25 protein-coding genes, 1 other RNA gene and 2 pseudogenes are annotated in these 24,783 nt (G+C 74.4%); 14 read left to right on the plus strand and 14 right to left on the minus strand.

Annotated features, from left to right (window positions below; genetic code table 11):
• Nucleotides 1–1,586, minus strand: a pseudogene (locus tag AB0O00_RS08420) (hypothetical protein); the annotation flags it as partial.
• A 564-nt stretch (nucleotides 1,587–2,150) separates the two neighbouring features.
• Between AB0O00_RS08420 and AB0O00_RS08425 the strand changes: the two are divergent.
• Genes AB0O00_RS08425 through AB0O00_RS08435 form a run of 3 tightly spaced genes read left to right on the plus strand, consistent with a single transcriptional unit; the run spans nucleotide 2,151 to nucleotide 4,904 of the window.
• Nucleotides 2,151–2,987, plus strand: a complete 837-nt coding sequence (locus tag AB0O00_RS08425; protein ID WP_363649461.1) for a Nif3-like dinuclear metal center hexameric protein — start codon at nucleotides 2,151–2,153, stop codon at nucleotides 2,985–2,987.
• Between the two features lie 23 nt (nucleotides 2,988–3,010).
• Complete coding sequence (locus AB0O00_RS08430) at nucleotides 3,011–3,754, plus strand: C4-type zinc ribbon domain-containing protein (protein WP_363649463.1); 744 nt, start codon at nucleotides 3,011–3,013, stop codon at nucleotides 3,752–3,754.
• Between the two features lie 4 nt (nucleotides 3,755–3,758).
• Nucleotides 3,759–4,904, plus strand: a complete 1,146-nt coding sequence (locus AB0O00_RS08435; protein ID WP_363649465.1) for a bifunctional RNase H/acid phosphatase — start codon at nucleotides 3,759–3,761, stop codon at nucleotides 4,902–4,904.
• 20 nt (nucleotides 4,905–4,924) lie between these two features.
• Here the strand turns inward: AB0O00_RS08435 and yaaA are convergent, their stop codons facing one another.
• On the minus strand, nucleotides 4,925–5,710 hold the full coding sequence (gene yaaA, locus AB0O00_RS08440; protein WP_363649467.1) for a peroxide stress protein YaaA: 786 nt from the start codon (nucleotides 5,708–5,710) through the stop codon (nucleotides 4,925–4,927).
• Nucleotides 5,711–5,752: 42 nt separating this feature from the next.
• The gene (locus tag AB0O00_RS08445; protein WP_363649469.1) at nucleotides 5,753–6,202 is read right to left on the minus strand and encodes a DUF3995 domain-containing protein; all 450 of its coding nucleotides are present in this window, start codon (nucleotides 6,200–6,202) and stop codon (nucleotides 5,753–5,755) included.
• Nucleotides 6,203–6,385: 183 nt separating this feature from the next.
• Here AB0O00_RS08445 and AB0O00_RS08450 point away from each other — a divergent pair, with 183 nt between their 5' ends.
• From AB0O00_RS08450 to rnpB, 5 genes are all read left to right on the plus strand, one after another.
• Nucleotides 6,386–6,718: a hypothetical protein gene (locus AB0O00_RS08450; protein WP_363649471.1), complete on the plus strand. Its 333-nt coding sequence runs from the start codon at nucleotides 6,386–6,388 to the stop codon at nucleotides 6,716–6,718.
• Nucleotides 6,715–7,104, plus strand: coding sequence for a type II toxin-antitoxin system death-on-curing family toxin (locus AB0O00_RS08455; RefSeq protein WP_363649473.1), 390 nt, complete (start codon nucleotides 6,715–6,717; stop codon nucleotides 7,102–7,104). The genes AB0O00_RS08450 and AB0O00_RS08455 overlap by 4 nt, the downstream gene beginning before the upstream one ends.
• 51 nt (nucleotides 7,105–7,155) lie before the next feature.
• Nucleotides 7,156–8,667 (plus strand): RNB domain-containing ribonuclease, encoded by a 1,512-nt coding sequence (locus tag AB0O00_RS08460; RefSeq protein ID WP_363649475.1) that lies wholly within the window; start codon nucleotides 7,156–7,158, stop codon nucleotides 8,665–8,667.
• A gap of 37 nt (nucleotides 8,668–8,704) precedes the next feature.
• Nucleotides 8,705–10,201 carry an MFS transporter gene (locus AB0O00_RS08465; RefSeq protein ID WP_363649477.1) on the plus strand — a complete coding sequence of 499 codons (1,497 nt, stop codon included), beginning with the start codon at nucleotides 8,705–8,707 and terminating at the stop codon, nucleotides 10,199–10,201.
• Nucleotides 10,202–10,214: 13 nt separating this feature from the next.
• Nucleotides 10,215–10,610, plus strand: an RNA gene (gene rnpB / locus AB0O00_RS08470) — RNase P RNA component class A.
• Nucleotides 10,611–10,685: 75 nt separating this feature from the next.
• Here the strand turns inward: rnpB and AB0O00_RS08475 are convergent.
• Both AB0O00_RS08475 and AB0O00_RS08480 read right to left on the minus strand, forming a co-directional pair.
• A complete protein-coding gene (locus tag AB0O00_RS08475) occupies nucleotides 10,686–10,943 on the minus strand; it encodes a hypothetical protein (RefSeq protein WP_030056921.1) in 258 nt (85 codons plus the stop codon).
• Nucleotides 10,944–11,036: 93 nt separating this feature from the next.
• On the minus strand, nucleotides 11,037–11,435 hold the full coding sequence (locus tag AB0O00_RS08480; protein ID WP_363649480.1) for an ACT domain-containing protein: 399 nt from the start codon (nucleotides 11,433–11,435) through the stop codon (nucleotides 11,037–11,039).
• Between the two features lie 233 nt (nucleotides 11,436–11,668).
• On the opposite strand from AB0O00_RS08480, the gene AB0O00_RS08485 reads away from it, so the two are divergent.
• On the plus strand, nucleotides 11,669–12,262 hold the full coding sequence (locus tag AB0O00_RS08485; protein ID WP_363649482.1) for a PadR family transcriptional regulator: 594 nt from the start codon (nucleotides 11,669–11,671) through the stop codon (nucleotides 12,260–12,262).
• Between the two features lie 57 nt (nucleotides 12,263–12,319).
• Here AB0O00_RS08485 and AB0O00_RS08490 read toward each other — a convergent pair whose 3' ends face one another.
• On the minus strand, nucleotides 12,320–12,517 hold the full coding sequence (locus tag AB0O00_RS08490) for a hypothetical protein (RefSeq protein WP_363649484.1): 198 nt from the start codon (nucleotides 12,515–12,517) through the stop codon (nucleotides 12,320–12,322).
• Nucleotides 12,518–12,562: 45 nt separating this feature from the next.
• Complete coding sequence (locus tag AB0O00_RS08495; protein ID WP_363649486.1) at nucleotides 12,563–12,790, minus strand: hypothetical protein; 228 nt, start codon at nucleotides 12,788–12,790, stop codon at nucleotides 12,563–12,565.
• Between the two features lie 507 nt (nucleotides 12,791–13,297).
• Between AB0O00_RS08495 and AB0O00_RS08500 the strand changes: the two genes are divergently transcribed.
• Complete coding sequence (locus tag AB0O00_RS08500) at nucleotides 13,298–13,999, plus strand: bifunctional DNA primase/polymerase (RefSeq protein WP_363649488.1); 702 nt, start codon at nucleotides 13,298–13,300, stop codon at nucleotides 13,997–13,999.
• Between the two features lie 16 nt (nucleotides 14,000–14,015).
• Here AB0O00_RS08500 and map read toward each other — a convergent pair whose 3' ends face one another.
• Nucleotides 14,016–14,861: a type I methionyl aminopeptidase gene (gene map / locus AB0O00_RS08505; RefSeq protein WP_363649490.1), complete on the minus strand. Its 846-nt coding sequence runs from the start codon at nucleotides 14,859–14,861 to the stop codon at nucleotides 14,016–14,018.
• 130 nt (nucleotides 14,862–14,991) lie between these two features.
• Here map and AB0O00_RS08510 point away from each other — a divergent pair, with 130 nt between their 5' ends.
• Nucleotides 14,992–15,219, plus strand: coding sequence for a hypothetical protein (locus tag AB0O00_RS08510; protein WP_363649492.1), 228 nt, complete (start codon nucleotides 14,992–14,994; stop codon nucleotides 15,217–15,219).
• A gap of 7 nt (nucleotides 15,220–15,226) precedes the next feature.
• On the opposite strand, the gene AB0O00_RS08515 is transcribed toward AB0O00_RS08510, so the two are convergent.
• Nucleotides 15,227–16,606, minus strand: coding sequence for an MFS transporter (locus tag AB0O00_RS08515; RefSeq protein WP_363649494.1), 1,380 nt, complete (start codon nucleotides 16,604–16,606; stop codon nucleotides 15,227–15,229).
• 64 nt (nucleotides 16,607–16,670) lie between these two features.
• Nucleotides 16,671–17,279, minus strand: coding sequence for a hypothetical protein (locus AB0O00_RS08520; RefSeq protein WP_363649496.1), 609 nt, complete (start codon nucleotides 17,277–17,279; stop codon nucleotides 16,671–16,673).
• A 46-nt stretch (nucleotides 17,280–17,325) separates the two neighbouring features.
• On the opposite strand from AB0O00_RS08520, the gene npdG reads away from it, so the two are divergent.
• Nucleotides 17,326–18,018, plus strand: a complete 693-nt coding sequence (gene npdG, locus AB0O00_RS08525) for an NADPH-dependent F420 reductase (RefSeq protein ID WP_363649498.1) — start codon at nucleotides 17,326–17,328, stop codon at nucleotides 18,016–18,018.
• Nucleotides 18,019–18,120: 102 nt separating this feature from the next.
• Nucleotides 18,121–18,306 (plus strand): hypothetical protein, encoded by a 186-nt coding sequence (locus AB0O00_RS08530; RefSeq protein ID WP_363649500.1) that lies wholly within the window; start codon nucleotides 18,121–18,123, stop codon nucleotides 18,304–18,306.
• On the opposite strand, the gene AB0O00_RS08535 is transcribed toward AB0O00_RS08530, so the two are convergent.
• Complete coding sequence (locus AB0O00_RS08535) at nucleotides 18,303–19,118, minus strand: site-2 protease family protein (protein WP_363649502.1); 816 nt, start codon at nucleotides 19,116–19,118, stop codon at nucleotides 18,303–18,305. The two genes, AB0O00_RS08530 and AB0O00_RS08535, sit on opposite strands and share 4 nt — an antisense overlap.
• Before the next feature lie 172 nt (nucleotides 19,119–19,290).
• Here AB0O00_RS08535 and AB0O00_RS08540 point away from each other — a divergent pair, with 172 nt between their 5' ends.
• Nucleotides 19,291–22,605 carry a BTAD domain-containing putative transcriptional regulator gene (locus AB0O00_RS08540; protein WP_363649504.1) on the plus strand — a complete coding sequence of 1,105 codons (3,315 nt, stop codon included), beginning with the start codon at nucleotides 19,291–19,293 and terminating at the stop codon, nucleotides 22,603–22,605.
• A 79-nt stretch (nucleotides 22,606–22,684) separates the two neighbouring features.
• Here the strand turns inward: AB0O00_RS08540 and AB0O00_RS08545 are convergent, their stop codons facing one another.
• From AB0O00_RS08545 to AB0O00_RS08555, 3 genes and pseudogenes are all read right to left on the minus strand, one after another.
• Nucleotides 22,685–23,515 carry an ABC transporter permease gene (locus tag AB0O00_RS08545; protein ID WP_363649506.1) on the minus strand — a complete coding sequence of 277 codons (831 nt, stop codon included), beginning with the start codon at nucleotides 23,513–23,515 and terminating at the stop codon, nucleotides 22,685–22,687.
• Entirely contained in the window at nucleotides 23,512–24,555 is a 1,044-nt protein-coding gene (locus AB0O00_RS08550) for an ATP-binding cassette domain-containing protein (RefSeq protein ID WP_363649508.1), read from the minus strand. Before AB0O00_RS08550 ends, AB0O00_RS08545 begins: the two co-directional genes overlap by 4 nt.
• Before the next feature lie 149 nt (nucleotides 24,556–24,704).
• Nucleotides 24,705–24,783 (minus strand): annotated as a pseudogene (locus AB0O00_RS08555) (DedA family protein); the annotation flags it as partial.

Consider the following 24,783-nt stretch of genomic DNA (forward strand, 5'->3'; position numbering starts at 1 on the left):
GGCTGCCGCGCTTCATGACCTGGCTCGGCGCGGTGAGCTTCTCGGTGTACCTGCTGCACTGGCGGGTAAAGAAGTTCCTGCTGTGGCGGCTCGGCGGTGGGAGAGGTCCGGGCGGCGAGGGTGAGCCAGCGGGTCAGGCGTTCGGTGACGGGGCGGGCGTGGGGGAGGTCCTCGGGGAGCAGGGGGTCGTGGCCGGTGGCGAGGAGGAAGAGGAGGCCGCCGAGGGCGTACAGGTCGGCGGCGGGGTCGGCCAGGCAGGTGCCGTCGGTGACCAGGCTGAGCCGGCCCGGGCCCTGTTCGGGGGCGCGGTAGCCGGGGGTGCCGGCCGCGCCGGCGTGGTGGCCGGCGTCGGCGGCGAGTTCGAGGTCGACGAGCCGCAGGGCGCCGTCGGGCTGCACCATGACGTTCCCGGGGGAGAGGTCGCGCAGGACCAGCCCCTCTGCGTGCACCCGCTCGACGAGGTCGAGCAGGGCCCGGGCCATCGGCCCGGCCTCGGTCCAGTCGACGGCGGGGCTGCCGTCGCGGCGCAGGCGGGCCGAGACCCAGCTGCCCAGCGGTTGTCCGGCGATTCGTTCCTGCACCAGGAAGACGGAGTCGTCCTGCTCGATGAGTTCTATCGCGGCCGGCGCCAGGTCGCGCCCGGCCAGCCGGGTCAGCAGCGCGGCCTCGTGCCGCAGCGCGTCGCGGGCGTCCGTGCCGGCGCGGTCGACCTCGATGTGGGCGCGCGCCTGTTTGACCACGACCTCGGCGCCGCTCGCCGCCTCCCGGCCGAGGAACACCCCGCCCTTGGTGCTGTGCCGCAGGGCGGACGTGATCGCGTACCGCCCGGCGAGCAGGACGCCACCGCCCCGCCGCCCCTTCCCCGGCCTCGACGACGGCCCGGACGACGCCCCGGACGGCCCAAGCGACGCCCCGGACGACAGCCCGAACGACGCCCCAGCGAACGGATCCCCCACCCACCCCGGCGCCCGGTACGAGGCCCCGCGGACGTCCACCGCGCGCTCCCCGTCCGGCCCGCGCAGCACCGAGCGGTACTCCCCGTCGTTGCCGAGCTCGGCGCGCGCCGCGAACGCGCCGTAGCGGTAGTGCACCCGGCTGCCGGGCCGGTACGGCCGGTCGGAGAGCACGACGGGCCCGGGCAGTCCGTCCGTCGCGCGGTCGAGCGCCGCGGCGAGGCGCCGGAACTGCCCGTCGTCCGCCGGGTAGACGGTGATGAACTTGCCCGCCGAACCGCGATCGCTGTTGCGCGAGTTGAGCTCCCGCAGCCGCTGCTCCCCGGCCGCGAACTTGAACGTGCAGGGGTCGTCGGCGAGCACCCGCACGACGGCCGCGAGCACCGCCTCGCCCACCGCCGAGGCCGCGCTGACGTGCAGCTTCCAGCCCTGTCCGGGTAACGGTGCCGACCCGGACGGCCTGGCCGTGCACCAGAAGCCGTCGACGGTGACCTCCCAGTCCCCGCCGCCTCCCCGGCCTCCGGCGCCGGCCAGCGCCGCCCGTACCGCCTCCGGCCACGGACCGGTCGCACCCGGCCCGCCGCCCACCGATCCCGCGCCCCCGGCCGTACGCAGCGATGTGCCCGCCCCCATCCGCATTCACATCCCTTCGTCTCGGCCGCTGCCCACGGGTGCCCACTGCTCGGGCACCCGGGGACGCGGCACGGCCTGATCGGTTTCCGTTGCGATCCTTCGGGGGGCGATGCGGCCCGGCCTCTCGTCCGGCGGGCCGCGGCCCCACCCGTGGAGCGCCATCCCGACCTTGGGTCGGGGCAACTCCCGTTCGCAGAAGTGAAGTTACTTTCGAGGCGGGAGAGGCTCAACGCACAGCCGGTCACTTCACTCATAAGGGTGATCCAGCACGGGTTTCGAATTCGTGCGAAGGGCGTGGTGTGAGCAACGAGCGCCCGGCGCACCGGCGTGCGCGGCCCGCGCTCCCGGCGCCCGGGGTCGCGAGCGGCGGATCGGAGCGGATTGACGAGCGCCCGTACGCCGGTTGACGAGCGCCCGTACGCCGGTGGCACCCGTGTCCGACGCGCTCGGCCGTCCGGCGGACTCCGGCCGAACCCGCAGCCCGGGCCCCCGAGCCCCCCGGCCCGCCCCCACGACCGAGCGGCCGCGGCCCGACCGCCCCCGCGCGCACGGTAGTCTCGACAGGTGCCGAAACTGTCCGACGTCATCACCGCACTCGAAGAGGTCTACCCGCCGCAGTGGGCGGAGTCCTGGGACGCCGTCGGCCTGGTCTGCGGCGACCCCGGGGCCGAGGTCGGCCGCGTCCTGTTCGCCGTCGACCCCGTGCAGGCCGTCGTCGACGAGGCCGTGGAGTGGGGCGCCGACCTCGTCGTCACCCACCACCCCCTCTACCTGCGCGGCACCACCAGCGTCGCCGCCACCACCTTCAAGGGCCGGGTGGTGCACACGCTGATCCGCAACGGCATCGCCCTGCACGTCGCGCACACCAACGCCGACCACGCCGACCCCGGGGTCTCGGACGCCCTGGCCGAGGCCGTCGGCCTCACCGTCACCGGCCCGCTGGTGCCGGACCCGACCGACCCGCTCGGCCGCCGCGGCGCCGGGCGGATCGGCGTGCTGGAGCCCCCGCTGACCCTCGCCGCCTTCGCCGAGCAGGTCGCCAAGGGCCTGCCCGCCACCGCCGCCGGCGTCCGCGCCTCCGGGGACCCGGAGCGGCTGATCGGCCGGGTCGCGGTGTGCGGCGGCTCCGGGGACGGCTTCTTCGCCGAGGTCCGGGCGGCCGGCGTGGACGCCTACGTCACCGCCGACCTGCGCCACCACCCGGCGTCCGAGGCCGCCGAGGCGGCCCCGGTCGCGCTGGTCGACGCCGCGCACTGGGCCACCGAGTGGCCCTGGCTCACCCTGGCCGAGCGGGCCCTGCGGGCCGCCGCCGACGAGCGCGGCTGGGCCGTGGAGACCAAGGTCTCCCACCGGGTCACCGACCCGTGGACCGCGCACGCCCCCATGTCCTTCCCCGCCTGACCCGATTCACAGGAGCTCTCCGCTTGAACGCCGCGCCCGCCGACCAGATCCGCCTGCTCGACCTCCAGGCCATCGACTCGAAGCTCGACCAGCTGGCCCACCGGCGTCGCAGCCTGCCCGAGCACGCCGAGATCGAGAAGGCCACCGCCGACCACACCGCCCTCAAGGACCTGGTCGTCGCCGCCCAGGCCCAGGAGGGCGACACCGCCCGCGAGCTGACCAAGGCCGAGCAGGACGTCGAGCAGGTCCGCGCCCGCTCCGCCCGCAACCAGCAGCGCCTCGACTCCGGCGCGATCACCTCGCCGAAGGACCTGGAGAACCTCCAGCACGAGATCGGCTCGCTCGCCAAGCGCCAGGGCGACCTCGAAGAGGTCGTGCTGGAGGTCATGGAGCGCCTGGAGAGCTCGCAGACCCGGGTCACCGAGCTGACCGCCCGCCTGGAGCACTCCACCGTCGTCCTCACCGAGGCCGAGGGCCGCCGGGACGCCGCCTTCGCCGAGATCGACGCCGAGGCCGACAAGGTCAGGCGCGACCGCGAGACCGTCGCCGCCGTCGTCCCGGCCGACCTGATGAAGCTCTACAGCAAGCTGCGCGAGACGCAGGGCGGCGTCGGCGCGGCCCGCCTCTACCAGCGCCGCTGCGAGGGCTGCCGCACCGAGTTCTCGATCACCGAGCTGAACGCCATCAAGGCCGAGCCGGCCGACAAGGTGGTCCGCTGCGAGAACTGCTCGCGGATCCTGGTCCGCACCGCCGACTCGGGCGCCTGATCCGGTGGCGGCGCGCTTCATCGTCGAGGCGGACGGCGGGTCCCGGGGCAACCCGGGGCCGGCCGGCTACGGCGCGGTCGTCCGCGACGGCGACACCGGGCAGATCGTCGCCGAGGCCGCCGAGTTCATCGGGCACGCCACCAACAACGTGGCCGAGTACAAGGGCCTGATCGCCGGGCTCCGGGCGGCGCGCGAGCTCGACCCGGACGCCTCGGTGGACGTCCGGATGGACTCCAAGCTCGTCGTCGAGCAGATGTCCGGGCGCTGGAAGATCAAGCACCCCGACATGCAGCCGCTCGCCGCCGAGGCGAAGACCGTCTTCCCGCGCGGCCGCGTCACGTACACCTGGATCCCGCGCGAGCGGAACAAGGACGCCGACCGGCTCGCCAACGAGGCCATGGACGCCGGCAAGGCGGGGCGCCAGTGGGAGCCCAGGAAGCCCGCTCCCGCGAAGGCCGCCGTGGCCGAGGAGCCGCCGCTGGAGACCGCCGCCCCCAAGGCCGGCTGGGCCGCCCCGGCAGATCTCGGCACCCCCACCACCTTCGTGCTGCTGCGCCACGGCGAGACCGCGCTCACCCCGGAGAAGCGGTTCTCCGGCAGCGGCGGCAGCGACCCCGAGCTCTCCGAGAAGGGCCGCTGGCAGGCCGAGCGGGCCGCCGAGGCGCTCGCCGCGCGCGGCAGCATCCAGGCGGTCGTCGCCTCCCCGATGCAGCGCACCCGGCAGACCGCCGAGACCGTCGCGGCCAGGCTCGGCCTGGAGGTGCGGTACGAGGAGGGGCTGCGCGAGGTCGACTTCGGCGCGTGGGAGGGCCTGACCTTCGCCGAGGTCCGCGAGCGCTACCCGGACGACCTCACGGCGTGGCTCGGCTCCGCCAAGGCCAAGCCGACCGGCAGCGACGAGAGCTTCACGACGCTCACCCACCGGGCCGGCGTCGCCCGCGACAAGATCATCGCCCGCCACCCGGGCCGGACGGTGCTCGTCGTGTCCCACGTCAGCCCGATCAAGACGCTGGTCCGGCTGGCCCTCGGCGCCCCGCCGGACTCGATGTACCGGATGGAGCTGTCGGCGGCCTCGCTGTGCGCCGTCCAGTACTACGCGGACGGCAACGCGTCGGTCCGGCTGCTCAACGACACGTCGCACCTGCGCTGAGCAGCCCGTCACGGACGTGCTCAGTGCACGTCCGTGACCACGACGTCCAGCTGCCACGGCTTGCGGGCCGTGCCCTCAGCGGCGAGCTCCACCCGGTGGCCCAGCTCCAGCAGCGCGTCCATGAGCTCGGCGGGGGTCTTCGGCTCGGCGCCGGCGACGAGGAGGTCCCGGACGATCCGGCCCTTCGTCGCCTTGTTGAAGTGGCTGACGACCGTGCGCTTGCCGTTGCGCTCCTGGAGCACCCGGACGGTCGCCGTGCGCGACACGACCTCGCCGGCCGGCTTCCACGCGGCCGCGTACGCGGAACTGCGCAGGTCCAGCACCAGCCCGTCCGCGACCTCCGGGAGCACGGAGGCCATCGCGCTCCGCCAGTACGCTCCGAGCGCTCCCAGGCCGGGGAGTTTCACGCCCATCGAGCAGCGGTACGGCGGGATCCGGTCGGCGATCCGCACGGCGCCCCAGAGCCCGGAGAACACGAGCAGCGAGCGCTCGGCCCGGCCGTGGGCGGCCTCGTCCAGGGTGGCCAGGCCCAGGTTGTCGAACAGGACCCCGGTGTACACCTCGCCGGCCGGCCGCACCCCGGCCGAGAGCAGCCCGGCGTTCCGCGCGATCTCCCCACGGAGCCCCGGGCTGAGCCCGAGCACCTCGGCGGCGGTGTCCTCGTCACCCCGGCAGAGCGTGACCAGCGCCTCCAGCACCTCGCCCCGCGCCGCCGTCAGCCCCGCCAACGACAGCCGGTCGAGCGCCACCGGGCCCCCGTCCCCGGACGCGGCCTTCCCCTCCGAGGGCGGCAACAGCACCAGCACAGCGGACTCCTCAACACTTTGTGGCAATCGAACTCCGCCACCCTACTGCGAGCGCCTCTCGACACCCGCCCCCGCGATCACGGCCGCCCCCGCGCCGAGCGCGAGGCAGAGCGGCGAGTAGTACCGGCTGTCCAGCCGCGTGAACCGCTCCGAACGCTCGACGAAATTCCCGAACAGCGCCAGCCCGCCGATCCCGCGCGCCAACATCACCCCGGACACGGCCCGCACCCCGGCCCGCCGCAGCCGTCGCGGCCCGGCCGGAGGCAGCACGCCGGCTTCGGCCGCCACCAGGTACGCGCCCGCCCCGAGCAGCCCCGCCACGGCGAGGCAGGCGGCCGCAGGCGGCAGCCCGTCGCCCGCGCCGACCACGGTGTCCGCGAACTCCTCCGGAGTCCGCAACGGCCACGGCGTCACCGTCCACACCACGTGCAGCGCCCCGAGCCCCGCCAACGCGGCCGACACGGCCACCCCGGTCGCCTTCGTCGCACTCATCACCTAACCCCCTCGATGCTCGACCACTCGCCCCAACTCTACGAACCCTTACACCCGTTGGCTGACGCCCGTCCGCCCGTCCGCCGCGCTGTGACCCGAACTCCGCTCGCGCTGCTCAGGGGCAATTCGGTGGGGCTGGCCGGCGTCGCCCGTTACGGTGGGTGGTTGAGGAGAGTGAGCGAGATGACCCTGCGACCCCTGGACCTCGTGCCCGGCGATGACGACGACGCCGTGGAGGAGTCCCTGTCCGTCCGGCTGCCCGCCGATCTGCCCGTGGAGACGCGGCAGGCGCTGGAGTTCGCGCTGCGCGCCGCCGCGCAGGCCGTGATGGCCGGGCGGGTGCGGGTCACCGGGGCGGCGGCCGGGGACGACACCGCCGAGCTGGCGTTCGAGGTGCGGCAGTCGGACGTCCCGGAGGGGCTGGCCCGGCCCGGCCGGGCCGAGCGCCGGGCGGCCATGGTGGCCCGCATCCGCACCGCCAACGCCGAGACGCTGGAGAGGCTGAAGGACCTGTGACCGGGCCCACCCGGCCGACGGAGTTCCTGGACCTCGACGACGTCACCTACCTCGCCGGCGGCCCGGAGAACATCCGCGACCTCGGCGCCCTGCTCTCCGCGCTCGGCCGCCCGCGGGCGAGCCTGTTCGGCGCCGACGCCTACCCGGACCTCTGGACCAAGGCCGCCGCGCTCGGCCAGAGCCTCGCCCGCAACCACCCGCTGGTCGACCGGAACAAGCGCACCGCCTTCGAGGCGATGCTCCTGTTCCTGGACTACAACGGCGAGCCCTACACCGACCCGCACCCGGACGACGCCGTCGCCTTCGTGCTGCGTCTGGCCACCGGCGGCTACGACGACTCCGTCGCCCTCGCCGCCAAGCACCTGAGGGAGTTGCTGGGGCGCTGAGGACGCCGAGCCTCCGTCCGGAATCACCCGATTCGCCCTACGCTGACGTGCATGCCACGCCGAAAACTGCGCGTCAAGGCCGCCGACTCCGCCCGGATCAACGCGGAACTGGCCGAGCTCAGGACCCGACTGGAGATCCACGCCGAGTGGCCGGAGGCGGTGCTGGCCGAGGCGGAGGAGGCGGCCGAGCGGCCCAGAATGCCCGAGTACGACGCCACCGACCTGCCGCTGTTCACCGTCGACCCGCCCGGCTCCCGGGACCTCGACCAGGCGATGCACCTCACCCACCGCCCGGGCGGCGGCTACCGGGTGTACTACGCGATCGCCGACGTCGCCGCCTTCGTCCGCCCGGGCGGGGCGATCGACGCCGAGGCCCGCCGCCGGGTCGAGACGCTGTACTTCCCGGACCACCGCATCCCGCTGCACCCCGCCCGGATCTCCGAGGACGCCGCGAGCCTCCTGCCCGGCGAGCCCCGCCCGGCGCTGCTGTGGCAGCTCGACCTGGACGCGGACGGCGCTGTCGTGCTCGCGGACGCCCGCCGCGCCGTCGTCCGCTCGCACCGCCGCCTCGACTACGCGGCCGTCCAGCGCGCCGTCGACCTCGGCGGGGCCGACGAGCAGCTGGCCCTCCTCGCGACCGTCGGCGGGCTGCGCGAGGAGCAGGAGCGGGCGCGCGGCGGGATCAGCCTGCCGGTGCCGGAGCAAGAGGTCGAGGAGACGCTGCACGGGTACGTCCTCGGCTACCGCGCGCCCGGCCCGGCCGACGGCTGGAACGCCCAGATCTCGCTGCTCACCGGCATGGCCGCGGCCGAGCTGATGCTGGACGCGGGCGTCGGCCTGCTGCGCACCCTGCCGCCCGCGCCCGACGGGGCGTACGCGCGGCTGCGCCGGATCGCCGGCGCACTGGACGTGGCCTGGCCGGACGGCCTCCCGTACCAGGAGCTGATCCGCTCGCTCGATCCGGACGTGCCGCTCAACGCCGCCTTCCTCAACGAGTGCACCGGGCTGCTGCGCGGCGCCGGCTACCACGCGTTCGACGAGTCCCGCGGCCTGTCCGCCCCCGCGGAGCCGGGCCACGCCGCGCTGGCCGCGCCGTACGCGCACTGCACCGCGCCGCTGCGCCGGCTCGGCGACCGGTTCGCCCAGGAGGTGTGCGCCGCGGTGGCCGCCGGGGAGGACGTGCCGGACTGGACGCGTGACGCGCTGCCCGTCGTGCCGTCGCTGATGGCGGGCGGGGACCGCCGTTCGGCCGAGGTCGAGCGGGCCTGCGTGGACCTGGTGGAGGCGGAGCTGCTGGCGGGCCGGGAGGGCGAGGACTTCACGGCGGTGGTGATCGACGTGGACGAGAAGCGGCCCACCTCGGGCACCGTCCAGCTGCGCGAGCCGGCCGTCCGGGCCCGCTGCGACCGGCCGGCCGTTCCCGGGGCCGCCGCCGGAACAGGCGCCGGAACAGGCGCCGGTACGGGTGCCGGGCCGGCCCCGCTGCCGCTCGGCGGGCTGATCCGGGTGCGGCTGGCGGCGGCCGATCCGGCCACCCGGACGGTCCGCTTCGCGGCCCTCTGAGCCGCACCGGGGCGAGCGGGGGTGGGAGGATCGTGCCGTGCCCGAACCCTCCGCCCCCGCCGTCCCCTCCGCCCCCGGGCGGCGCCGCCGGCTGCTCGTGCTGGCGATCTGCTGCCTGAGCCTGTTCATCGTCGGCCTCGACAACACCGTGGTGAACATCGCGCTGCCGGCGATCCAGCGCGACCTCGACGCCCCGGCCTCCGGCCTCCAGTGGATCATCGACGCGTACACCCTCGTGCTGGCCTCGCTGCTGATGCTGTTCGGTTCGGTGGCCGACCGGTTCGGCCGGCGCCGGGTGTTCCAGATAGGGCTGCTGTGTTTCGCGCTCGGGTCGCTGCTGTGCAGTCTGGCGCCGAGCCTGGAGTGGCTGGTGGCGTTCCGGGCGCTCCAGGCGGTGGGCGGGTCGATGCTGAACCCGGTCGCGATGTCGATCATCACCAACACCTTCACCGACCCGGCCGAGCGGGCCCGGGCGATCGGGGTGTGGGGCGGGGTGGTCGGCATCTCGATGGCGATGGGTCCGCTGCTCGGCGGGTTCCTGGTGGACGGCGCCGGGTGGCCGTCGATCTTCCTGATCAACGTTCCGGTCGCGCTGGTCGCGGTCGCGCTGACCGTCCGTTACGTCCCCGAGTCGCGCGCGCCGAAGCCGCGCCGCCTGGACCCGGTCGGGCAGCTGCTGATGGTCCTGTTGCTCGGCTGCGGCACCGCCGCGATCATCGAGGGCCCCGGCAATGGCTGGACGTCCCCGCTGATCCTGGCCCTGGCCGGGGTCGCCGTGGCCGCGCTGGTCGCGTTCCCGCTGTGGGAGCGGCGGGTGGCCGAGCCGCTGGTGGACCCGCGGTTCTTCGCCAGCCCGCCGTTCACCGGCGCCACGGTCACGGCGGTGTGCGCGTTCGCGGGGCTCGGCGGCTTCCTCTTCCTCAACACCCTCTACCTGCAGGACGTCCGGCACTACGGCCCGGTCGAGGCGGGCCTGTGGACGCTGCCGATGGCCGGGATGATGCTGGTCTGCGCGCCGCTGTCCGGACGGATCGTCGGCAGCCACGGCCCGCGCCTGCCGCTGGTCGCGGCCGGGCTCGGCCTGGCCGCGAGCGGGTTGCTGCTGACCAGGCTGACGGCCGGCTCCCCGGCGGTGCTGCTGCTCGTCGCGTACGCGCTGTTCGGCTTCGGCTTCGGCATGGTCAACGCGCCGATCACCAACGCGGCCGTCTCCGGCATGCCGCGCGCCCAGGCGGGCGTGGCGGCGGCCGTCGCGTCGACGAGCCGGCAGGTGGGCCAGTCGCTCGGGGTGGCGGTGATCGGGACGGTCGTCACCTCGGCTGTGGTGGGCCCGCCGGCCACCGGTTTCGCGCCGGCCAGCCACGCCGGCTGGTGGATCCTGGTGGGCCTCGGCGGAGCGATCCTGGCCCTCGGCGTGGCCACCACCTCGGCCCGGGCGACGGCGGCCGCGGCCCGGGTCGCCGCCCGGCTCGGCGGGGATGCGCCCGCGGTCCGGACCGGAGTTCGGGAGGCTCCGCCGGAGCGGCTACGATGACCATTACGGCGGAAGAGCCGGCCGGGCGGTCGCGACGGGTCCCAGACCCGCCGAGGAACGTCCGGGCTCCACAGAGCAGGGTGGTGGGTAACGCCCACCCGGGGTGACCCGCGGGACAGTGCCACAGAAAACAGACCGCCCGCCGTTCTGCGGCGGGTAAGGGTGAAACGGTGGTGTAAGAGACCACCAGCGACCGGGGTGACCCGGCCGGCTCGGTAAACCCCACCTGGAGCAAGGTCAAGATCGGTGCCTCCGGGCACCGTGCGCGAGTGTTCGAGGGCTGCTCGCCCGAGCTCGCGGGTAGACCGCACGAGGCTGTCGGCAACGGCAGCCCTAGATGGATGGCCGTCTCCCCGGGCCGCGCAAGCAGCCCGGGTGACAGAACCCGGCGTACAGGCCGACTCTTCCGTCCCTACGCAGCAGGAGGCCCTCCGGCCCGCGCGAACAGCGCGGCCCGGAGGGCCTCCGTGCGTGGTGGCCGTCGTTATGCCGGGTGGGCGCCGACGGCGTCGCGGATCTGTTCGCCGAGGCCGCCGTTGACGCGGGCGCAGTTGGCGCAGCAGAAGAACATGCCGGCCACCTCGACGCCGTGGCCGACGATCCGGACGTTGCACTGTTCGCAGCGCGGCGCGAGCTTCTCCATCGCGCACTCGAAGCTGTCGAAGGTGTAGGTGTCGCCCGTGACCGTCTTGATCTCGAAGGCGAGCCAGTAGTCGTTGCCGCAGGTGACGCAGATGGCCATGGCGGCCGTCTCCCTTCCGGTGGGGCCGGCCCTGGCGGGGCGGCTGCCTCCAGTGTCGAAGGGGTGGACGGCCGCGGCCACTCGGCGGCCCCGTCAGGCGGAGCGGGCGGAGAGCTCGTCCAGGGCCCGGACGGCGCGCTCGGCGTCGTCGGCGCCGACGAACAGGTGGTCGTGGTGGAAGCCGGCCACGACGTTGCAGCTGATCCCCTCCTCGGCGAGCCGGCCGGCGACCGCCGCCGTCAGCCCGACGGCCTCCAGCGCCGAGTGGATCTGCAGGGTGATCCAGGCCGCCACGTACTCGTACCGCAGCCCGAGCGCGTCCGCCTCCTCCTGCGGGAGCACCACCGTCACCCCTTCGGGTTCGGCGACGGTCACCACCGGGCGCATCCCGGCGGGCACCTTCGCGGGCAGCGTGCAGTAGACGTACCGCCCCGGGTTGAGCAGCGGGCGCATGCCGCGCAGCAGCGTCGAAAGATCACGTTCTCCGGCCATGCCCGTCACCGTAGCGGCTCGACGGGAGCCGGGCGCCGCGCTCCACGGACGTGTCGGATGTCGTTAAGCCGTTGACGAGCGACAGTCACCGATATATCGTCGAGCTATCGAGACAGTTACTCGACTGTTTCGTCGAACCATAGGAGGTGGGCGCGATGCGCTCAGGAATGCGATTTCGCGGGGAGGGCCCCCGTGGCGAGAGGCGCCGGGGCCCGGGCCCGGAGTCCCTGGGGATGCCGGGGGAGGGCTACGAGCGCCGTGCGGCGTTCGGCGGCTTCGGTCCGCCGTTCGGCGGCGGCCCCGGTCACCCGATGGGCGGCCCGTACGGGCACGGCTTCGGTGGACGCGGCGGCCGGCGCGGCGGTCCGCACGGGCGGCGGGGCGGCCGGGCGCGGCGCGGGGACGTCCGCGCCTCGCTGCTGGCGCTGCTCAAGGAGCGGCCGATGCACGGCTACGAGATGATCGCCGAGATCACAGAGCGGACCGGCGGGGCCTGGCGGCCGAGCCCGGGTTCGATCTACCCGAACCTCCAGCTGATGGAGGAGGAGGGCCTGATCGTCGCGGAGGAGGTCGGCGGCAAGCGGCTGGTCTCGCTCACCGAGGCGGGCCGGGCCGAGGCCGAGGCCGGGCCCGCGGAGCCGTGGGCGGAGGCCGGCCGGGAGGTCGACTGGGAGGCCGTCCAGGAGGTCGGCCAGGCGCTGGCCGCGGTCGACCAGGCGATCCGTCAGGTCATGGCCACCGGCTCGGAGGCGCAGCGCACCAAGGGCCTCGCGGTGCTGACCGAGGCCCGGAAGAAGCTGTACCTGATCCTCGCCGAGGATGACTGACCGTCACCGGGGGGACAAGGGCGGTGCCGCTGCTCGCGAGCCGGCTCGGGAAGGGGCTCAGCCTCGGACCGTGAACAGGGCCACGCAGGCGAGCAGCAGCACCGCCCACCCGAACCAGAGCCAGCCGTCGGGCCCGATGACGACGGTGTAGAGGCTGATCACGACCAGCAGCGCCGCGGTGACGCCGGCCACCTGCCGGTTGTGGTGCGCGATCGCCTCGGTCCTGCTCCTGGGGTGCCGCACGGTTCTCGCCATGGCCGTCCTCCCGGGGAGGCTGCGGAGGCGCCGCGGCGCGGGGCGTCAGCCGGACGCGCGCTCGGTGGCCGCCTCGTCGTACTCGTAGCGCCAGAACCAGCGGGTGCCGTGCACCTGCTTGGACCGGACGTACACCAGTGTGCGCGCGGGGGTGTCGCCGTGCGCGGGGACCGGCACCTTGTAGGTCTTGGGCACGCCGAGCATCATCCCCACCTCGATGGCGAGGAACTGGCCGTCCAGGGGGCCGCCGACGAATTCGGTCTCCGCTTTCACCCCACCAGGGTCTCACCTCCGGGCGGGTGACGTTACGGGTGGTGGCGCGGGTGGTGGCGCGGGTGGGACGGCGCGGGTGGGACGGCGCGACGCCGCAGGTGGTGCCGTGGGTAACGTTGCGGCGGACCGGCCGAGGGGGCCTTGTGGCCGCCGCGTGCCGGGAGTGTGACCGGCGAGGCACCGCCCCCGGTCATCCGAAGGCCCCGCGCACCCTTATCCTTCCTGTTACGCCCTCGGGGTTCACCCGGGTGAGCGGGCCCCGTACGGGCCTGGCGAGGCGCGGATCGGCGTGCTTTCCGGGCCTTCGAGCCGCAGCCCGAGCGCTGCCGCGACTCCGTACCGTGACCCGGGCGTCGGCCGTCCGGTGACCCCGGCTCCGGCCGGCAGGGCGTGGACGGCAAGGCCGAGCACCGACCCGGGAAGCAGCGGGGGGCGCCGTGCGTTGCGTCGGAGAGGTACGTCGAACGCTGTGTCGCACCAGGCACGGCAGTGCGCGGAAGGGGCCCGATGGAAGCCGGCAGCAGGTGGACGACCTGGTGGCAGAAGCGTGAGCGTGAGCGGGCCCGCCCGGGCGACGCGGACACTCCCGCCGCCCGACTGGATCAGCTGCTCGGCGCCGTCCGCGCCGGTTTCCCGCTCGCGCCCGCCGCGCATCCGGCCGGCTACCGATGTTCGTGCGACCGGGTCGCGTGTCCGGCGCCGGCCCAGCACCCGGTGTCCTTCGCCTGGCAGACCCAGGCCACCACGGATCCGGAACAGCTGGCCCGCTGGCTCTCCCGCGACCCGCACGCCAACTTCGTGACCGCCACCGGCCGCGCGCACGACGTCCTGGACGTCCCGGCCGAGGCCGGCCGGCTCGCCCTGGAGCGGCTGACGGCGCTCGGCGTCGAGGGCCCGGTGGCCGCCGTCGGCGAGGACCGCTACCTGTTTTTCACCGCCACCCGCGGCACCCCGCAGGACGAGGACGAGTGGTGGCCGAGCGCGCTCGACTCCACGCCGGACACCATGTCCGAGCACCCCGGCCTGCGCTGGCACTGCCGCGGCTCGTACACCCTGCTGCCGCCGGCCGCGCTGCCGGACGGCTCCCAGGTGCACTGGCTGCGCGGGCCCGAGCTGCCCCTGCCGGACCCGCTGCGCGTCCTGGACGTGCTGACGGACGCCTGCACCGAGGTGGGCGCCGTGGCCGAGGAGCAGTGGCTCATCGGCTGACGGCGCCCGGGACGGCTTACGGCAGGGTGAGGATCTCCGCGCCGTCCGCCGTGACCACCAGGGTGTGCTCGAACTGGGCGGTGCGCTTGCGGTCCTTGGTGACGACCGTCCAGCCGTCCGCCCAGATCTCGTAGTCGTAGGTGCCGAGGGTGAGCATCGGCTCGATGGTGAAGGTCATCCCGGGCTTGATCACCTCGGTGGCCCGCTCGCTGTCGTAGTGCGGGACGATCAGGCCGGAGTGGAACGACGTGTTGATGCCGTGGCCGGTGAAGTCCCGCACGACGCCGTAGTCGAAGCGCTTGGCGTAGGACTCGATGACCCGGCCGATCACGTTGATCTGACGGCCCGGCTTGACCGCCTTGATCGCCCGGTTGAGGGACTCCCTGGTCCGCTCGACCAGCAGCCGGGACTCCTCGTCCACGTCGCCGACCAGGTAGGTCGCGTTGAGGTCGCCGTGCACGCCGTGGATGTAGGCGGTGGCGTCGATGTTGACGATGTCGCCGTCCTGGAGCACGGTCGAGTCCGGGATGCCGTGGCAGATCACCTCGTTGATCGAGGTGCAGATCGACTTGGGGAAGCCGCGGTAGCCGAGGTCGGACGGGTAGGCGCCGTGGTCGCACATGTACGCGTGGGCGACGGCGTCCAGCGCGTCGGTCGTGACGCCGGGGGCGATCAGCTTGGCCGCCTCCTCCATCGCCTGCGCGGCGATCCGGCTCGCGATCCGCATCTTCTCGATCGTCTCGGCGGTCTGCACCTCGGGCCCGGTGTACGGCGTCGGCGCGGGCTTGCCGACGTACTCGGGGCGCGCGATGTGCGCCGGGACCTTGCGGGTGGGGGACTGGATGCCGGGTACGAGAGCCATGTCGGCGAGTCTATCGGCCGGGCCCAGGGCGGCCGGGCGGTGTGCGGCTGGGCGGTGTGCGGAGCGGACCCGGCCGGGGAATGATCTGGAGCGGACCGTCCGCCGTCGTTCAGTCGTTCAGGAGATAGCCATGCCCTTGGGATTCCGCCGCACGCCGACCGGCAAGCCCGGCGAGTGGTTCTACTGCATCAAGCACAGCAAGGTCGAGGAGGGCCCCGAGTGCCCGGCCAAGGACCGGCTCGGCCCGTACGCCAGCCGGGACGAGGCGGCGCACGCCCTCCAGCTCGCCGACGAGCGCAACCGCGAGTGGCAGAACGATCCGCGTTGGACCGACAAGCCGAAGGGCGAGAGCGAGTAACGGCGCGTCACGGGACGGCGGGCGCTGTCTTCTCGCCGCCGGCCTGCTCGCCGATGGCCTGCTCGCCGCCGGCCCGTTCGCCCTCCGCCCGTTCGTGCTCGGCCCGGACGGCGGCGGTGTGCGGGTCGGTGCGGTCGTCGTACCGGAGCAGGCTCGGGAGCGCCGCGGCGACGGCGAGGACGGCGAGGACGCAGGCCAGGCCGCCGGTCCAGACGGCGGCCCGGACGCCGACCAGGCCGGCCATGGTGCCGGCCCGGACCTGCCCGAGCTGCGGGCCGACCGAGTAGCTGAGCAGTTCCACGCCGGCCATCCGGCCGCGGAGCTCGTCCGGGATGGACTGGTTCCACATGGTCGAGCGGGCGACCCCGCTGATCTGGTCGGCGCCGCCGGCCAGGGCCAGGCCGAGCAGGACCACCCAGACGTTGCCGGCCAGGCCCGCCAGCGCCATCGCCGCGCCCCAGCCGATGGCCGCGACGACCAGCAGCCGGCCGTGCCGGTGGACCCGCGAGGTCCACCCGCTGGTCGCGCCGACCAGCAGGGCGCCCGCGGCGGAGGCCGCGTACATCGGGCCGAGCGCCCAGTCGGCGCCCAACTCCGAGGCCAGGAACGGGAAGACGGCGACGGGGAAGGCGAACAGCATCGCGCAGGTGTCGATCGCGTACGTGCCCAGCAGGTCCTTGCGGCTCCACGCGTACCGGAGGCCGGTCAACACCGCCCGCAGCGACGGGCGTTCGGCATCGCTCGCGGGCGGGACGGCCCGGATCCGGGCGAGCAGCAGCAGCGACACGGCGAACGTGAGGACGTCGAGCGCGTACGCCGTCCGCACCCCGGCGAAGGCGACGATGACACCGGCCAGCGTCGGGCCCGCCACCGAAGCGGCGTTGTGGTAGAGGGACTTGAGGGCGTACGCGGCGGCGAGCTGGTCGTGCCGGACGATCCGCGGGACGAGCGAGTCCAGCGCCGGGCGCTGGAGGCCGTCGGTCGCGGCGACCAGCGCGGCGACCGCGTAGACCGGCCAGAGCAGCGGGTGCGGCAGCAGCGCGTTGAGCAGGAGCAGTGCGGCCAGGAGGCCCAGCCCGGCCTCGGAGAGCAGCACCAGCCGGCGCCGGTCGAGGGCGTCCGCGAGCGCGCCGCCCCAGAGGCCGAAGACGATCAGCGGGACGAGCTCGAAGGCGCCGACCAGGCCGACCGCGAAGGACGAGCCGGTGAGGTCCTTGATCTGCATCGGCACCGCGACGTAGGTGAGGAAGCTGCCGAAGCTCGTCACACAGCCGGACGTCCAGAGCAGCCGGAACTCGCGGGAGGAGCGCCAGGGGGCGAGGTCCGGTCGGAGCGAGCGCAGCAGGGTGCGCAGCCGGCCGGTATGAGGTGGTTCACCGTCGTTCACGAACGACCATCCTCGGTCGGCCGGTTCGGGCGCCGCAACGGGTTTTCCGCGCGGCTGGGCAGTACTACCAGCGGCGGATCCCCGGTTCGGCGGTGAGGCGGGCGGCCAGCTCGGCGAGCCGGCCCAGCGCCGAGCGGCGGGCCGGGGGCTGCCCGGCGGCGGCGCAGACCAGGTGCTGGGCGAGGTCGAAGGGCACCTCGTCGCCGGTGCCGACGGCCAGCCGCTCGTGCGCCAGCCCACCGAGGTCGCCCGGCCCGCCGGCCTCGGCGCCGCCGTCCAGCGCGAGCACCGTCGCGCCGCCCCGGCGGGCGTCCTGGACGCGCTCCAGCAGCGGCGCGCCGGCGGCCTGCGGGGCGACGACCAGGACGGTGGCGCCGCGCCGGGCCTCGGTGAGCCGGCGCAGGTCGTGCGCCAGGTGCGCCGGGGCGCCGGCCGGCGGACGGTGGCGCAGCAGGGTGGGCGCCAGCCGGGGGACGTCCGACCAGGCGGCCTCGTCATCCAGGTGGGCGGCCAGGTGCCAGGGCTCGTACGCCTCGGTGCCGACCAGCAGCAGCCCGTCCGCCCGGCGCCGGGACACCGAACGGTGCAGCGCTCCGGCGAAGTGGCCGACCAGCTCCAGCCAGCCGGTGCCGGCCAGCCGCTCCTGGAGTGCCGAAACTCTCACCGCGTCCATGGCCCTCAGAATGTCGGCCCGGCGAGGGATTTGGCAGGATCGGCCCATGACTTCCCTCGATTCAGCGACAAACCCGGCCCGTGAGCTGCCGGACGTCTCGCAGCTGGTGGTCGGCGTCCTCGGCGGCACCGGCGACCAGGGGCGCGGGCTGGCCCTGCGGCTGGCCAAGGCCGGCCAGCAGGTGATCATCGGCTCGCGCGACGCCGCCCGGGCCGAGGCCTCGGCCGCCGAACTGGGCCTCGGCGTGCGCGGCGCCGACAACGCCACCGTCGCCCGGGAGAGCGACATCGTGATCATCGCCGTCCCGTGGGACGGGCACGCCGCGACCCTCACCGCCCTGCGCGAGGAGCTGGCCGGCAAGGTCGTCGTCGACTGCGTGAACCCGCTCGGCTTCGACAAGCAGGGCGCCTACGCGCTCGTGCCCGAGGAGGGCAGCGCCGCGCAGCAGGCCGCCGCGCTGCTGCCGGACTCGCGGGTCACCGCCGCGTTCCACCACCTCTCGGCGGTGCTGCTGCAGGACGAGTCGGTGGAGCGGATCGACACCGATGTGATGGTCCTCGGCGACGAGCGCGCCGCGACCGACCTCGTGCAGGCGCTCGCCGAGCGGATCCCCGGCATGCGGGGCATCTTCGCGGGCCGGCTGCGCAACGCCCACCAGGTGGAGTCGCTGGTGGCCAACCTGATCTCGGTCAACCGCCGCTACAAGGCGCACGCGGGCCTGCGGATCACGGACGTCTGAGTCGTGTCGCTCTCACCCCCGGCGGGGGCCCGGGGGTGAGGTCGGCGACAATGGGTGCCGGCCGCCCCCGGCCGACCGTTCCCGCCCTAGGAGCCCCGCGCCATGCCTCGCACGTCCGTCTTCGCCCTGATCGTCGTCGTCCTCGCGCTGGCCGCCGCCGTGGTCTCGCTGACCCAGGGCTTCTGGCTGGGCCTGATCTGGATCCCGCTGGCGGGCGTGGCGAGCAACGTGCTGTGGATGAACCGCCGCCGCGCGAAGCTCGCCGAGCAGGCCGCCGAGCAGGGCTAGTTCTTCCAGAAGCTGAACAGGTAGCGGCCGAGCGTCGCGTAGTCGGCGTCCACGCCGAACAGGTTCATCAGGCCGTGGACGGCCCCGAAGAAGTACGAGTTGACCTCCGGCTGCCACAGCAGCGCGAAGACCGCCAGCATCCCGTACGGGGCGAACGGCTCGACGGCGCGGCGCGCGTTGTACGACAGCCAGGGCTCGATGATCCCGTAGCCGTCCAGGCCCGGCACCGGCAGCAGGTTCAGCAGGGCCGCGCTGAGCTGGAGCAGGCCGAGGAAGCCGAGCGCGCCGGCGAACGGCGAGACGTTCAGCTCGTAGCCGTTCCAGACCGCGTGCACCGTCGGGTCGTCCAGCCAGCCCGCGCCGATCGGGATCAGCAGCAGCGCCGCGCACAGCAGGTTCACCAGCGGCCCGGCCGCCGAGATCAGGCTGTGCTTGAGCCGCCCCTGGATCCGGTGCCGCTCGATCCAGACCGAGCCGCCGGGCAGGCCGATGCCGCCGAGGATCACGAAGACGATCGGCAGCACGAAACTGAGCAGCACGTTGGTGTACTTGAGCGGGTTGAGCGTCAGGTAGCCCTTCGCGCCGACGCTGATGTCGCCGCCGTGCAGCGCGGTGCGCGCGTGCGCGTACTCGTGCAGGCAGAGCGAGACCATCCAGCCCGCGACGACGAACAGGAACACCCCGAACGAGGCGTTGCCGTAGCCGGCGTACACCGCCCAGCCGGACGTGCCCAGTATGGCGAGGAGCACCCAGAACACCGGGCTGATCCGGCGGTCGTCGCTGCGCGAGCGCTGCGTTGCGGCGAAGGTCATGGCGTGGTGCTCCGGGGGTAGGGGATGCGCGGTGTACCGATCATGCCGGGCGGGCGGTGGGCGGACAAGCCGCCCCGGGTGAACGTCCGGAGCCCTTGCCAGGGTTCCGGGGCCCGGCCGGTGCCCGGACAATTGTGCGCCCCCGCGGCCGGACATCGACCAGAATGGTCCGGTGCATTACGGCATCCTCGGAACCACCACGGCCCACCACGACGACGGCACGCCGGTCCCGCTCGGCGGCGCCCGGCTGCGCGCGCTGCTCACCGCGCTGGTCCTGCGCGAGGGCCGGCCGGTGCCGGCCGACCTCCTGGTGGACGAGGTGTGGGACGCCGAACCGCCGCAGGACGCCTCGGCCGCCCTGCAGACCCTGGTCGGCCGGCTGCGCCGCACCGTCGGCCGGGACGAGATCGGCTCCGGCCCGGCCGGGTACTGGCTGACCGGCCCGGCCACCGACCTCGCCGAGTTCCGCCGGCTGTCCGCCGAGGGCCGCCGGGCGCTGGACACCGGCGACCACGCGCTCGCCGCCGAGCGGCTGCGGGCCGCCCTCGCGCTGTGGCGCGGCCCCGCGCTGGCCGACCTGCCGGACCGCGGCCCGGCCACCCGGCTGGAGGCCCAGCGCGACGAGGCCCACCGGCACCGCATCACCGCCGAACTCGGCCTCGGCCGGGCCGCCGACCTGGTCGCCGAGCTCGCCGAGCACTGCGAGCGGCGCCCGCTGGACGAGCCCTGGCAGCACCTGCTGCTCCGCGCGCTGCACGGGAGCGGCCGGACGGCCGAGGCGCTGCGCCACTACGAGCGGACCAGGCGCGCCCTCGCCGACGAGCTGGGCGTCGACCCGGGCCGCCAACTCCAGGACGTCTACACCGAGTTGCTGGCACCCGAGGAGGCCCCGCCGCCGCCGAAGGCGCCGCCCGTGCGCGCGGCAGGCAACGTGCGCGGCCGGCTCACCAGCTTCGTCGGCCGCGAGAGCGACCTCGCCGCCCTGCGCGAGGCCCTGACGGCCAGTCGGCTGGTCACCCTGACCGGTCCCGGCGGCTCGGGCAAGACCAGCCTCGCGGTCGAGGCCGGCCGCGCCGAACTCGCCGCCGGCCGCCGCCCGGACGGCGTCTGGGTGGCCGAACTCGCCCCGCTGGAGAGCCCGGAGGCCGTCCCCGCCGCCGTGTTCTCCGCCCTCGGCCTGCGCGAGACCGTCCTGCACACCGGCAGCATGGTCGCCGAGGTCATCGAGAAGCGCGTCGAGGACCCGCTGCGCCGGCTGGTCGAGCACTGCGCCCACCGCCGCATGCTGCTCGTCCTCGACAACTGCGAGCACCTGATCCAGGCCGCCGCCGACCTCGCCGCCACCCTGCTCGTCGAGTGCCCCGGCCTCACCGTGCTCGCCACCAGCCGCGAACCGCTCGGCGTGCCCGGCGAGACGGTCGTGCCGGTCGAGCCGCTGCCCGCGCCCGTCGCGCTGCGCCTGCTCGGCGAACGGGCCGCCGCCGCCCGCCCCGGCTACGACCCGGCCAGCGAGCCGGAGGCCTGCGCCGAGATCTGCCGCCGCCTGGACGGCCTGCCGCTCGCCATCGAACTCGCCGCCGCCCGGCTGCGGGTGATGACGGCCCGCCAGATCGCCGACCGCCTGGACGGCCGTTTCGCCCTGCTCACCGCCGGCAGCCGCACCCTCCTGCCGCGCCAGCAGACCCTTCGCGCGGTGGTCGACTGGAGCTGGGACCTCCTCGGCAAGCGCGAACGGGCCGTCCTGCGGCGGCTGTCGGTGTTCGCCGGCGGCTGGCGCCTGGAGGACGCCGAGGCGATCTGCGCCGACGGCGTCGAGGTGACCCGCACCGAGGTCGCCGACCTCCTGCTCTCCCTCGTGGACAAGTCCCTCCTGGTCGCCGACCTCGGCGGCGCGGGCCTGCCGCGCTACCGCATGCTGGAGACCATCCACGAGTACGCCGAGGAGCGCCTTGGCGAGGCCGCCGAGGACGCCGAGACGGAGGGCCGCCACGTCGCGCACTTCCGCGAGCTGGTCGCCACCGCCGACCTGAGCATCCACGGCCCGCAGCAACTCCACTGGCTGGCGGTGCTGGAGCGCGAGCAGGACAACATCCGGGCCGCGCTGCGCCGCGCGGTCGACCGGCGGGACGAGGAGCAGGCCCTCGCCCTCGCCCTCGGCATGAGCTGGTACTGGTCGCTGCGCGGCTACAGCATGGAGGCGCGCGGCTGGTACACCGCGATCGCGGCGATCGGCCCGGACCCGTTCGACCCGGCCGCACCGGCCCCCGTGCCGCTGGAGCGCAACGTCCTCGCGTACGGCGTGCCGATGCCCGAGGGCGTCGTCGAGGAGGCCCGCCGGCTGCTCGCGATGCACCGCCTGATCGGGCTGTTCGAGGGCAACCTGGAGGTGCTCGGCGACCAGCAGGCGATCGCGGTCTCGCAGCACCTGCTCGACGCCTACACCCCCGAGCTGCCGCAGTCCTACCGGTTCCCGGCGCTGATGCGGGTGTTCGGGGCCTTCCTGGCCGGCCGGCTGGAGCTGATGAAGGACCTGATGGACGACGCCGTGCGCGGTTGCGAGGAGCACGGCGAGCTGACCGACCTCGCGTTCATCCTGCAGATCCGGGCCAAGATGATGAACGACTGGCCCGGCGGCGCGGAGCAGGGCATCCGCGACGGCGAGCGGTCCTTGCAGCTGTGCCGCGAGGCCGGGGACCTCTGGGGCGTCTCCCAGGCGCTGGCCGCCCGCGGCGAGGCGCTGGCCAACGTGGGCGAGCCGGCGGAGGCCGCCGCCGCGTACGAGCAGGCGATCGAGCTGGCCGAGGAACTCGGCGCCCCGCAGGAGGTGCCGATCCTGCGGGTCAACCTCGGCGCCGCCGTGCTGGAGCTGGACATGGACCGCGGCGAGCGGATCATCCGGGAGACGCTCGACGGGATCGACCCCACGAGCGCGTACCAGTCCGTCAACGGCGCGCTCCTCTTCGGACGCCTGACGCTGTGCGGCATCCACACCCAACGCGGGGAGTACGACCGGGCGCTGGCCGAACTGGACCGGCTGGACGTGTCCCAGGTGGGCGGCTTCTCGCCCGGCGTGGTGGCCGGCCTGCTCGCCACCGCCCGCGGCTGGATCACCGCCCGGGCCGGCCGCCCGGAGGAGGGGCTGGCCATGATGCGCGACGGCCGGCGGCTGCTGCGGGCGATGGAGGGCGCGAGCGGCTTCGCCGAGCAGATGACGGTGATGGTCGTGCCGGCCGTGGCCGGTGTGCTGCGCGCCTTCGCCGAGCGCGACGGCGACCTCGCGAAGGCCCGCCTGGCCGCCGTGCTGCTCGGCGCCCACAACGGGCTGAACGGCCCGAAGGGCGGCTACCTGGACCGCATGGACCGCGAGCGCTCGGCGGTCGCCCTGCGGGCCCTGCTGGGGGACGAGGCGTACGAGGCCGCCCGCGCCGAGGGCGACGGCATGACGCCGCGGCAGACGCAGGACGCCCTGGACGAGCTGATCGGTTAGGGCCGCCCCGCCGACTTCGCGGGACGGCCCCGGTCGCCCCGGCCGGTCCCCACCCCCGCGGAGGGCCGGCCGTCGGGCGTCACACCCGCTTGCGGAACCGCGCCACCGCGAGCGGGGCGAAGATCGCGGTCGAGGCGGCGGACCAGATCAGCACGACCATCACCGGGTGGGCCACCGCCCCCTCGCCGTTGAGCAGCGCGCGGGCGGCGTCGGCCAGCGCGGACAGCGGGTTGACCTTGGTGAAGGCCTGCAGCCAGCCCGGCATGGTGTTCGTCGGTGCGAAGATCGAGCTGCCGAACTGCATCGGCATCAGGACCAGCATGGAGACGCCCTGGACGGCCTGGGCGCTCTTCATCGACATGCCCAGCAGCATCGAGATCCAGACGATCGACATGCCGAACACCAGCGACAGGCCGACCGCGGCCAGCAGCTCCGGCACGCCGGTCTTCAGCTCGAAGCCGAGGATGAACGCGAAGGTCAGCAGGATCGCGGAGGAGAGCAGGGCCCGCAGCGTCTCCGCCGCGATCTTGGACAGCAGGACGGAGGCCCGGCCGATCGGCAGGGTGCGGAAACGGTCCATCACCCCGGTCTGGAAGTCGCTGTTCAGCCCGGTGCCGACGGCCAGCGCCAGCGTCATGCCGGTCTGCCCGAGCAGGCCGGGGATGATGAACTGCTTGTACTTGTCCGGGTCCCCGACGAAGATGGCGCCGCCGAACACGTAGACGAACAGCAGCGTGAAGATGATCGGCATCAGCACGGCGTCGAACATCGACTCCGGGTCGGCCTTGATCCGCATCAGGTTGCGGCGGGTCAGCGCGCCGACGTGGCGCAGGGTGCCGGCCAGGCCGATCCGGGGGTCCTCGGCGCGGGTCTCCCCGGCCCGGGCGGGGGCGAGCGTGGCGGTGGTCATGCGACGGGCTCCTTGACGAGGGCGGCGGCGGGCGCGGTGGCCGCGTCGGCGGTGGGTTTGCCGGTGATGGCGAGGAAGACCTCGTCCAGGCTGGGCACCTTGGTGTCGATGCCGGCGATCGCGAAGCCGCGTCCGCCGAGCACCCCGATCACGGCGGTGAGCTGCTGCTCGTCGACGAGCGGCACCGCGAGCAGGCCGTCGTCGGGGGAGAAGGTGGCGCCGGAGACGCCGTTCTCGTGCAGGCAGCGGGCCATCTCCGGCAGCTCGGCCGGGTTTGCCGGGCGGACCTGAAGGATCCGGCCGCCGACCTTGGCCTTGAGCTCGGCGACGCCGCCACTGGCGATCACCTTGCCCCGGTCGATGACGGTCAGCTCGTTCGCGAGCTGCTCCGCCTCCTCCATGTACTGGGTGGTCAGCAGCACGGTGCTGCCGTCGGCGACCATCCGCTGCACCTCGTCCCAGACCTCGTTGCGGGTGCGCGGGTCGAGGCCGGTGGTGGGCTCGTCCAGGTAGAGCACCCGGGGGCGGCCGATCATGCTGGCGGCCAGGTCGAGGCGCCGGCGCATGCCGCCGGAGTAGGTCTTGGCGATCCGCTTGGCGGCCTCGGTGAGCGAGAAGCGCTCCAGCAGCTCGCCGGCCCGGGCCTTGGCGTCGCGGCTGGAGAGGTCGAGCAGCCGGCCGATCAGGTAGAGGTTCTCGTAGCCGGAGAGCAGCTCGTCGACGGACGCGTACTGGCCGGTCAGGCCGATCGTGCGGCGCAGCTGCTTGGGCTGGCGCAGGACGTCGTAGCCACCGACGAACGCGGTGCCGGCGTCCGGCTTGATCAGCGTGGAGAGGATCCGCACCAGGGTGGTCTTGCCGGCGCCGTTGGGGCCGAGCAGGGCGAGGACGGTGCCCTCGCGGACGGTGAGGTCGACCCCGTCGAGGGCCAAGGTGTCGCCGAAGTGCTTGACGATGCCGTGGACCTCGACGGCGTTGCCCGCGGCGACGGCTTGCCGGGAGCCGGACCGGTCGTTCGGGGCGGTGGCGATTCGTGTCATGCCCCCAGGCTGTCCGGCCCGGCTGTCAGCGGGCTGTCGCGCGGCCGGCGCTGCTGTCACCCCGCTGTCACCGGCGGTCCGGCGTGACGGCGGCGCCGGAAACGGCTGCGGCCCCGCTCCCCGGAACCAAGGCGCCACGGCTCGATGCTCTTGCCGACCTTGTAGACCAGCAGGGTCGTGCCGCCGGCCCAGACGACGCCGCCCAGCACGTTGGCGATCAGGAACTTC

The organism is Kitasatospora sp. NPDC093558, from assembly GCF_040683475.1.
Taxonomy (GTDB): Bacteria; Actinomycetota; Actinomycetes; order Streptomycetales; family Streptomycetaceae; genus Kitasatospora.

Bases quoted from the DNA above. Each gene is read 5' to 3' on its own strand.
- AB0O00_RS08480 (WP_363649480.1), bottom strand. From the start codon at position 11,435: ATGGCCGGAGAACGTGATCTTTCGACGCTGCTGCGCGGCATGCGCCCG.
- AB0O00_RS08530 (WP_363649500.1), top strand. From the start codon at position 18,121: ATGCCTCGCACGTCCGTCTTCGCCCTGATCGTCGTCGTCCTCGCGCTG.
- AB0O00_RS08510 (WP_363649492.1), top strand. From the start codon at position 14,992: ATGCCCTTGGGATTCCGCCGCACGCCGACCGGCAAGCCCGGCGAGTGG.
- AB0O00_RS08475 (WP_030056921.1), bottom strand. From the start codon at position 10,943: ATGGCCATCTGCGTCACCTGCGGCAACGACTACTGGCTCGCCTTCGAG.
- AB0O00_RS08460 (WP_363649475.1), top strand. From the start codon at position 7,156: ATGCCACGCCGAAAACTGCGCGTCAAGGCCGCCGACTCCGCCCGGATC.
- AB0O00_RS08535 (WP_363649502.1), bottom strand. From the start codon at position 19,118: ATGACCTTCGCCGCAACGCAGCGCTCGCGCAGCGACGACCGCCGGATC.
- AB0O00_RS08520 (WP_363649496.1), bottom strand. From the start codon at position 17,279: ATGGACGCGGTGAGAGTTTCGGCACTCCAGGAGCGGCTGGCCGGCACC.
- npdG (WP_363649498.1), top strand. From the start codon at position 17,326: ATGACTTCCCTCGATTCAGCGACAAACCCGGCCCGTGAGCTGCCGGAC.
- AB0O00_RS08545 (WP_363649506.1), bottom strand. From the start codon at position 23,515: ATGACCACCGCCACGCTCGCCCCCGCCCGGGCCGGGGAGACCCGCGCC.
- AB0O00_RS08445 (WP_363649469.1), bottom strand. From the start codon at position 6,202: ATGAGTGCGACGAAGGCGACCGGGGTGGCCGTGTCGGCCGCGTTGGCG.
- map (WP_363649490.1), bottom strand. From the start codon at position 14,861: ATGGCTCTCGTACCCGGCATCCAGTCCCCCACCCGCAAGGTCCCGGCG.
- AB0O00_RS08450 (WP_363649471.1), top strand. From the start codon at position 6,386: ATGACCCTGCGACCCCTGGACCTCGTGCCCGGCGATGACGACGACGCC.
- AB0O00_RS08550 (WP_363649508.1), bottom strand. From the start codon at position 24,555: ATGACACGAATCGCCACCGCCCCGAACGACCGGTCCGGCTCCCGGCAA.
- AB0O00_RS08500 (WP_363649488.1), top strand. From the start codon at position 13,298: ATGGAAGCCGGCAGCAGGTGGACGACCTGGTGGCAGAAGCGTGAGCGT.
- AB0O00_RS08485 (WP_363649482.1), top strand. From the start codon at position 11,669: ATGCCGGGGGAGGGCTACGAGCGCCGTGCGGCGTTCGGCGGCTTCGGT.
- AB0O00_RS08490 (WP_363649484.1), bottom strand. From the start codon at position 12,517: ATGGCGAGAACCGTGCGGCACCCCAGGAGCAGGACCGAGGCGATCGCG.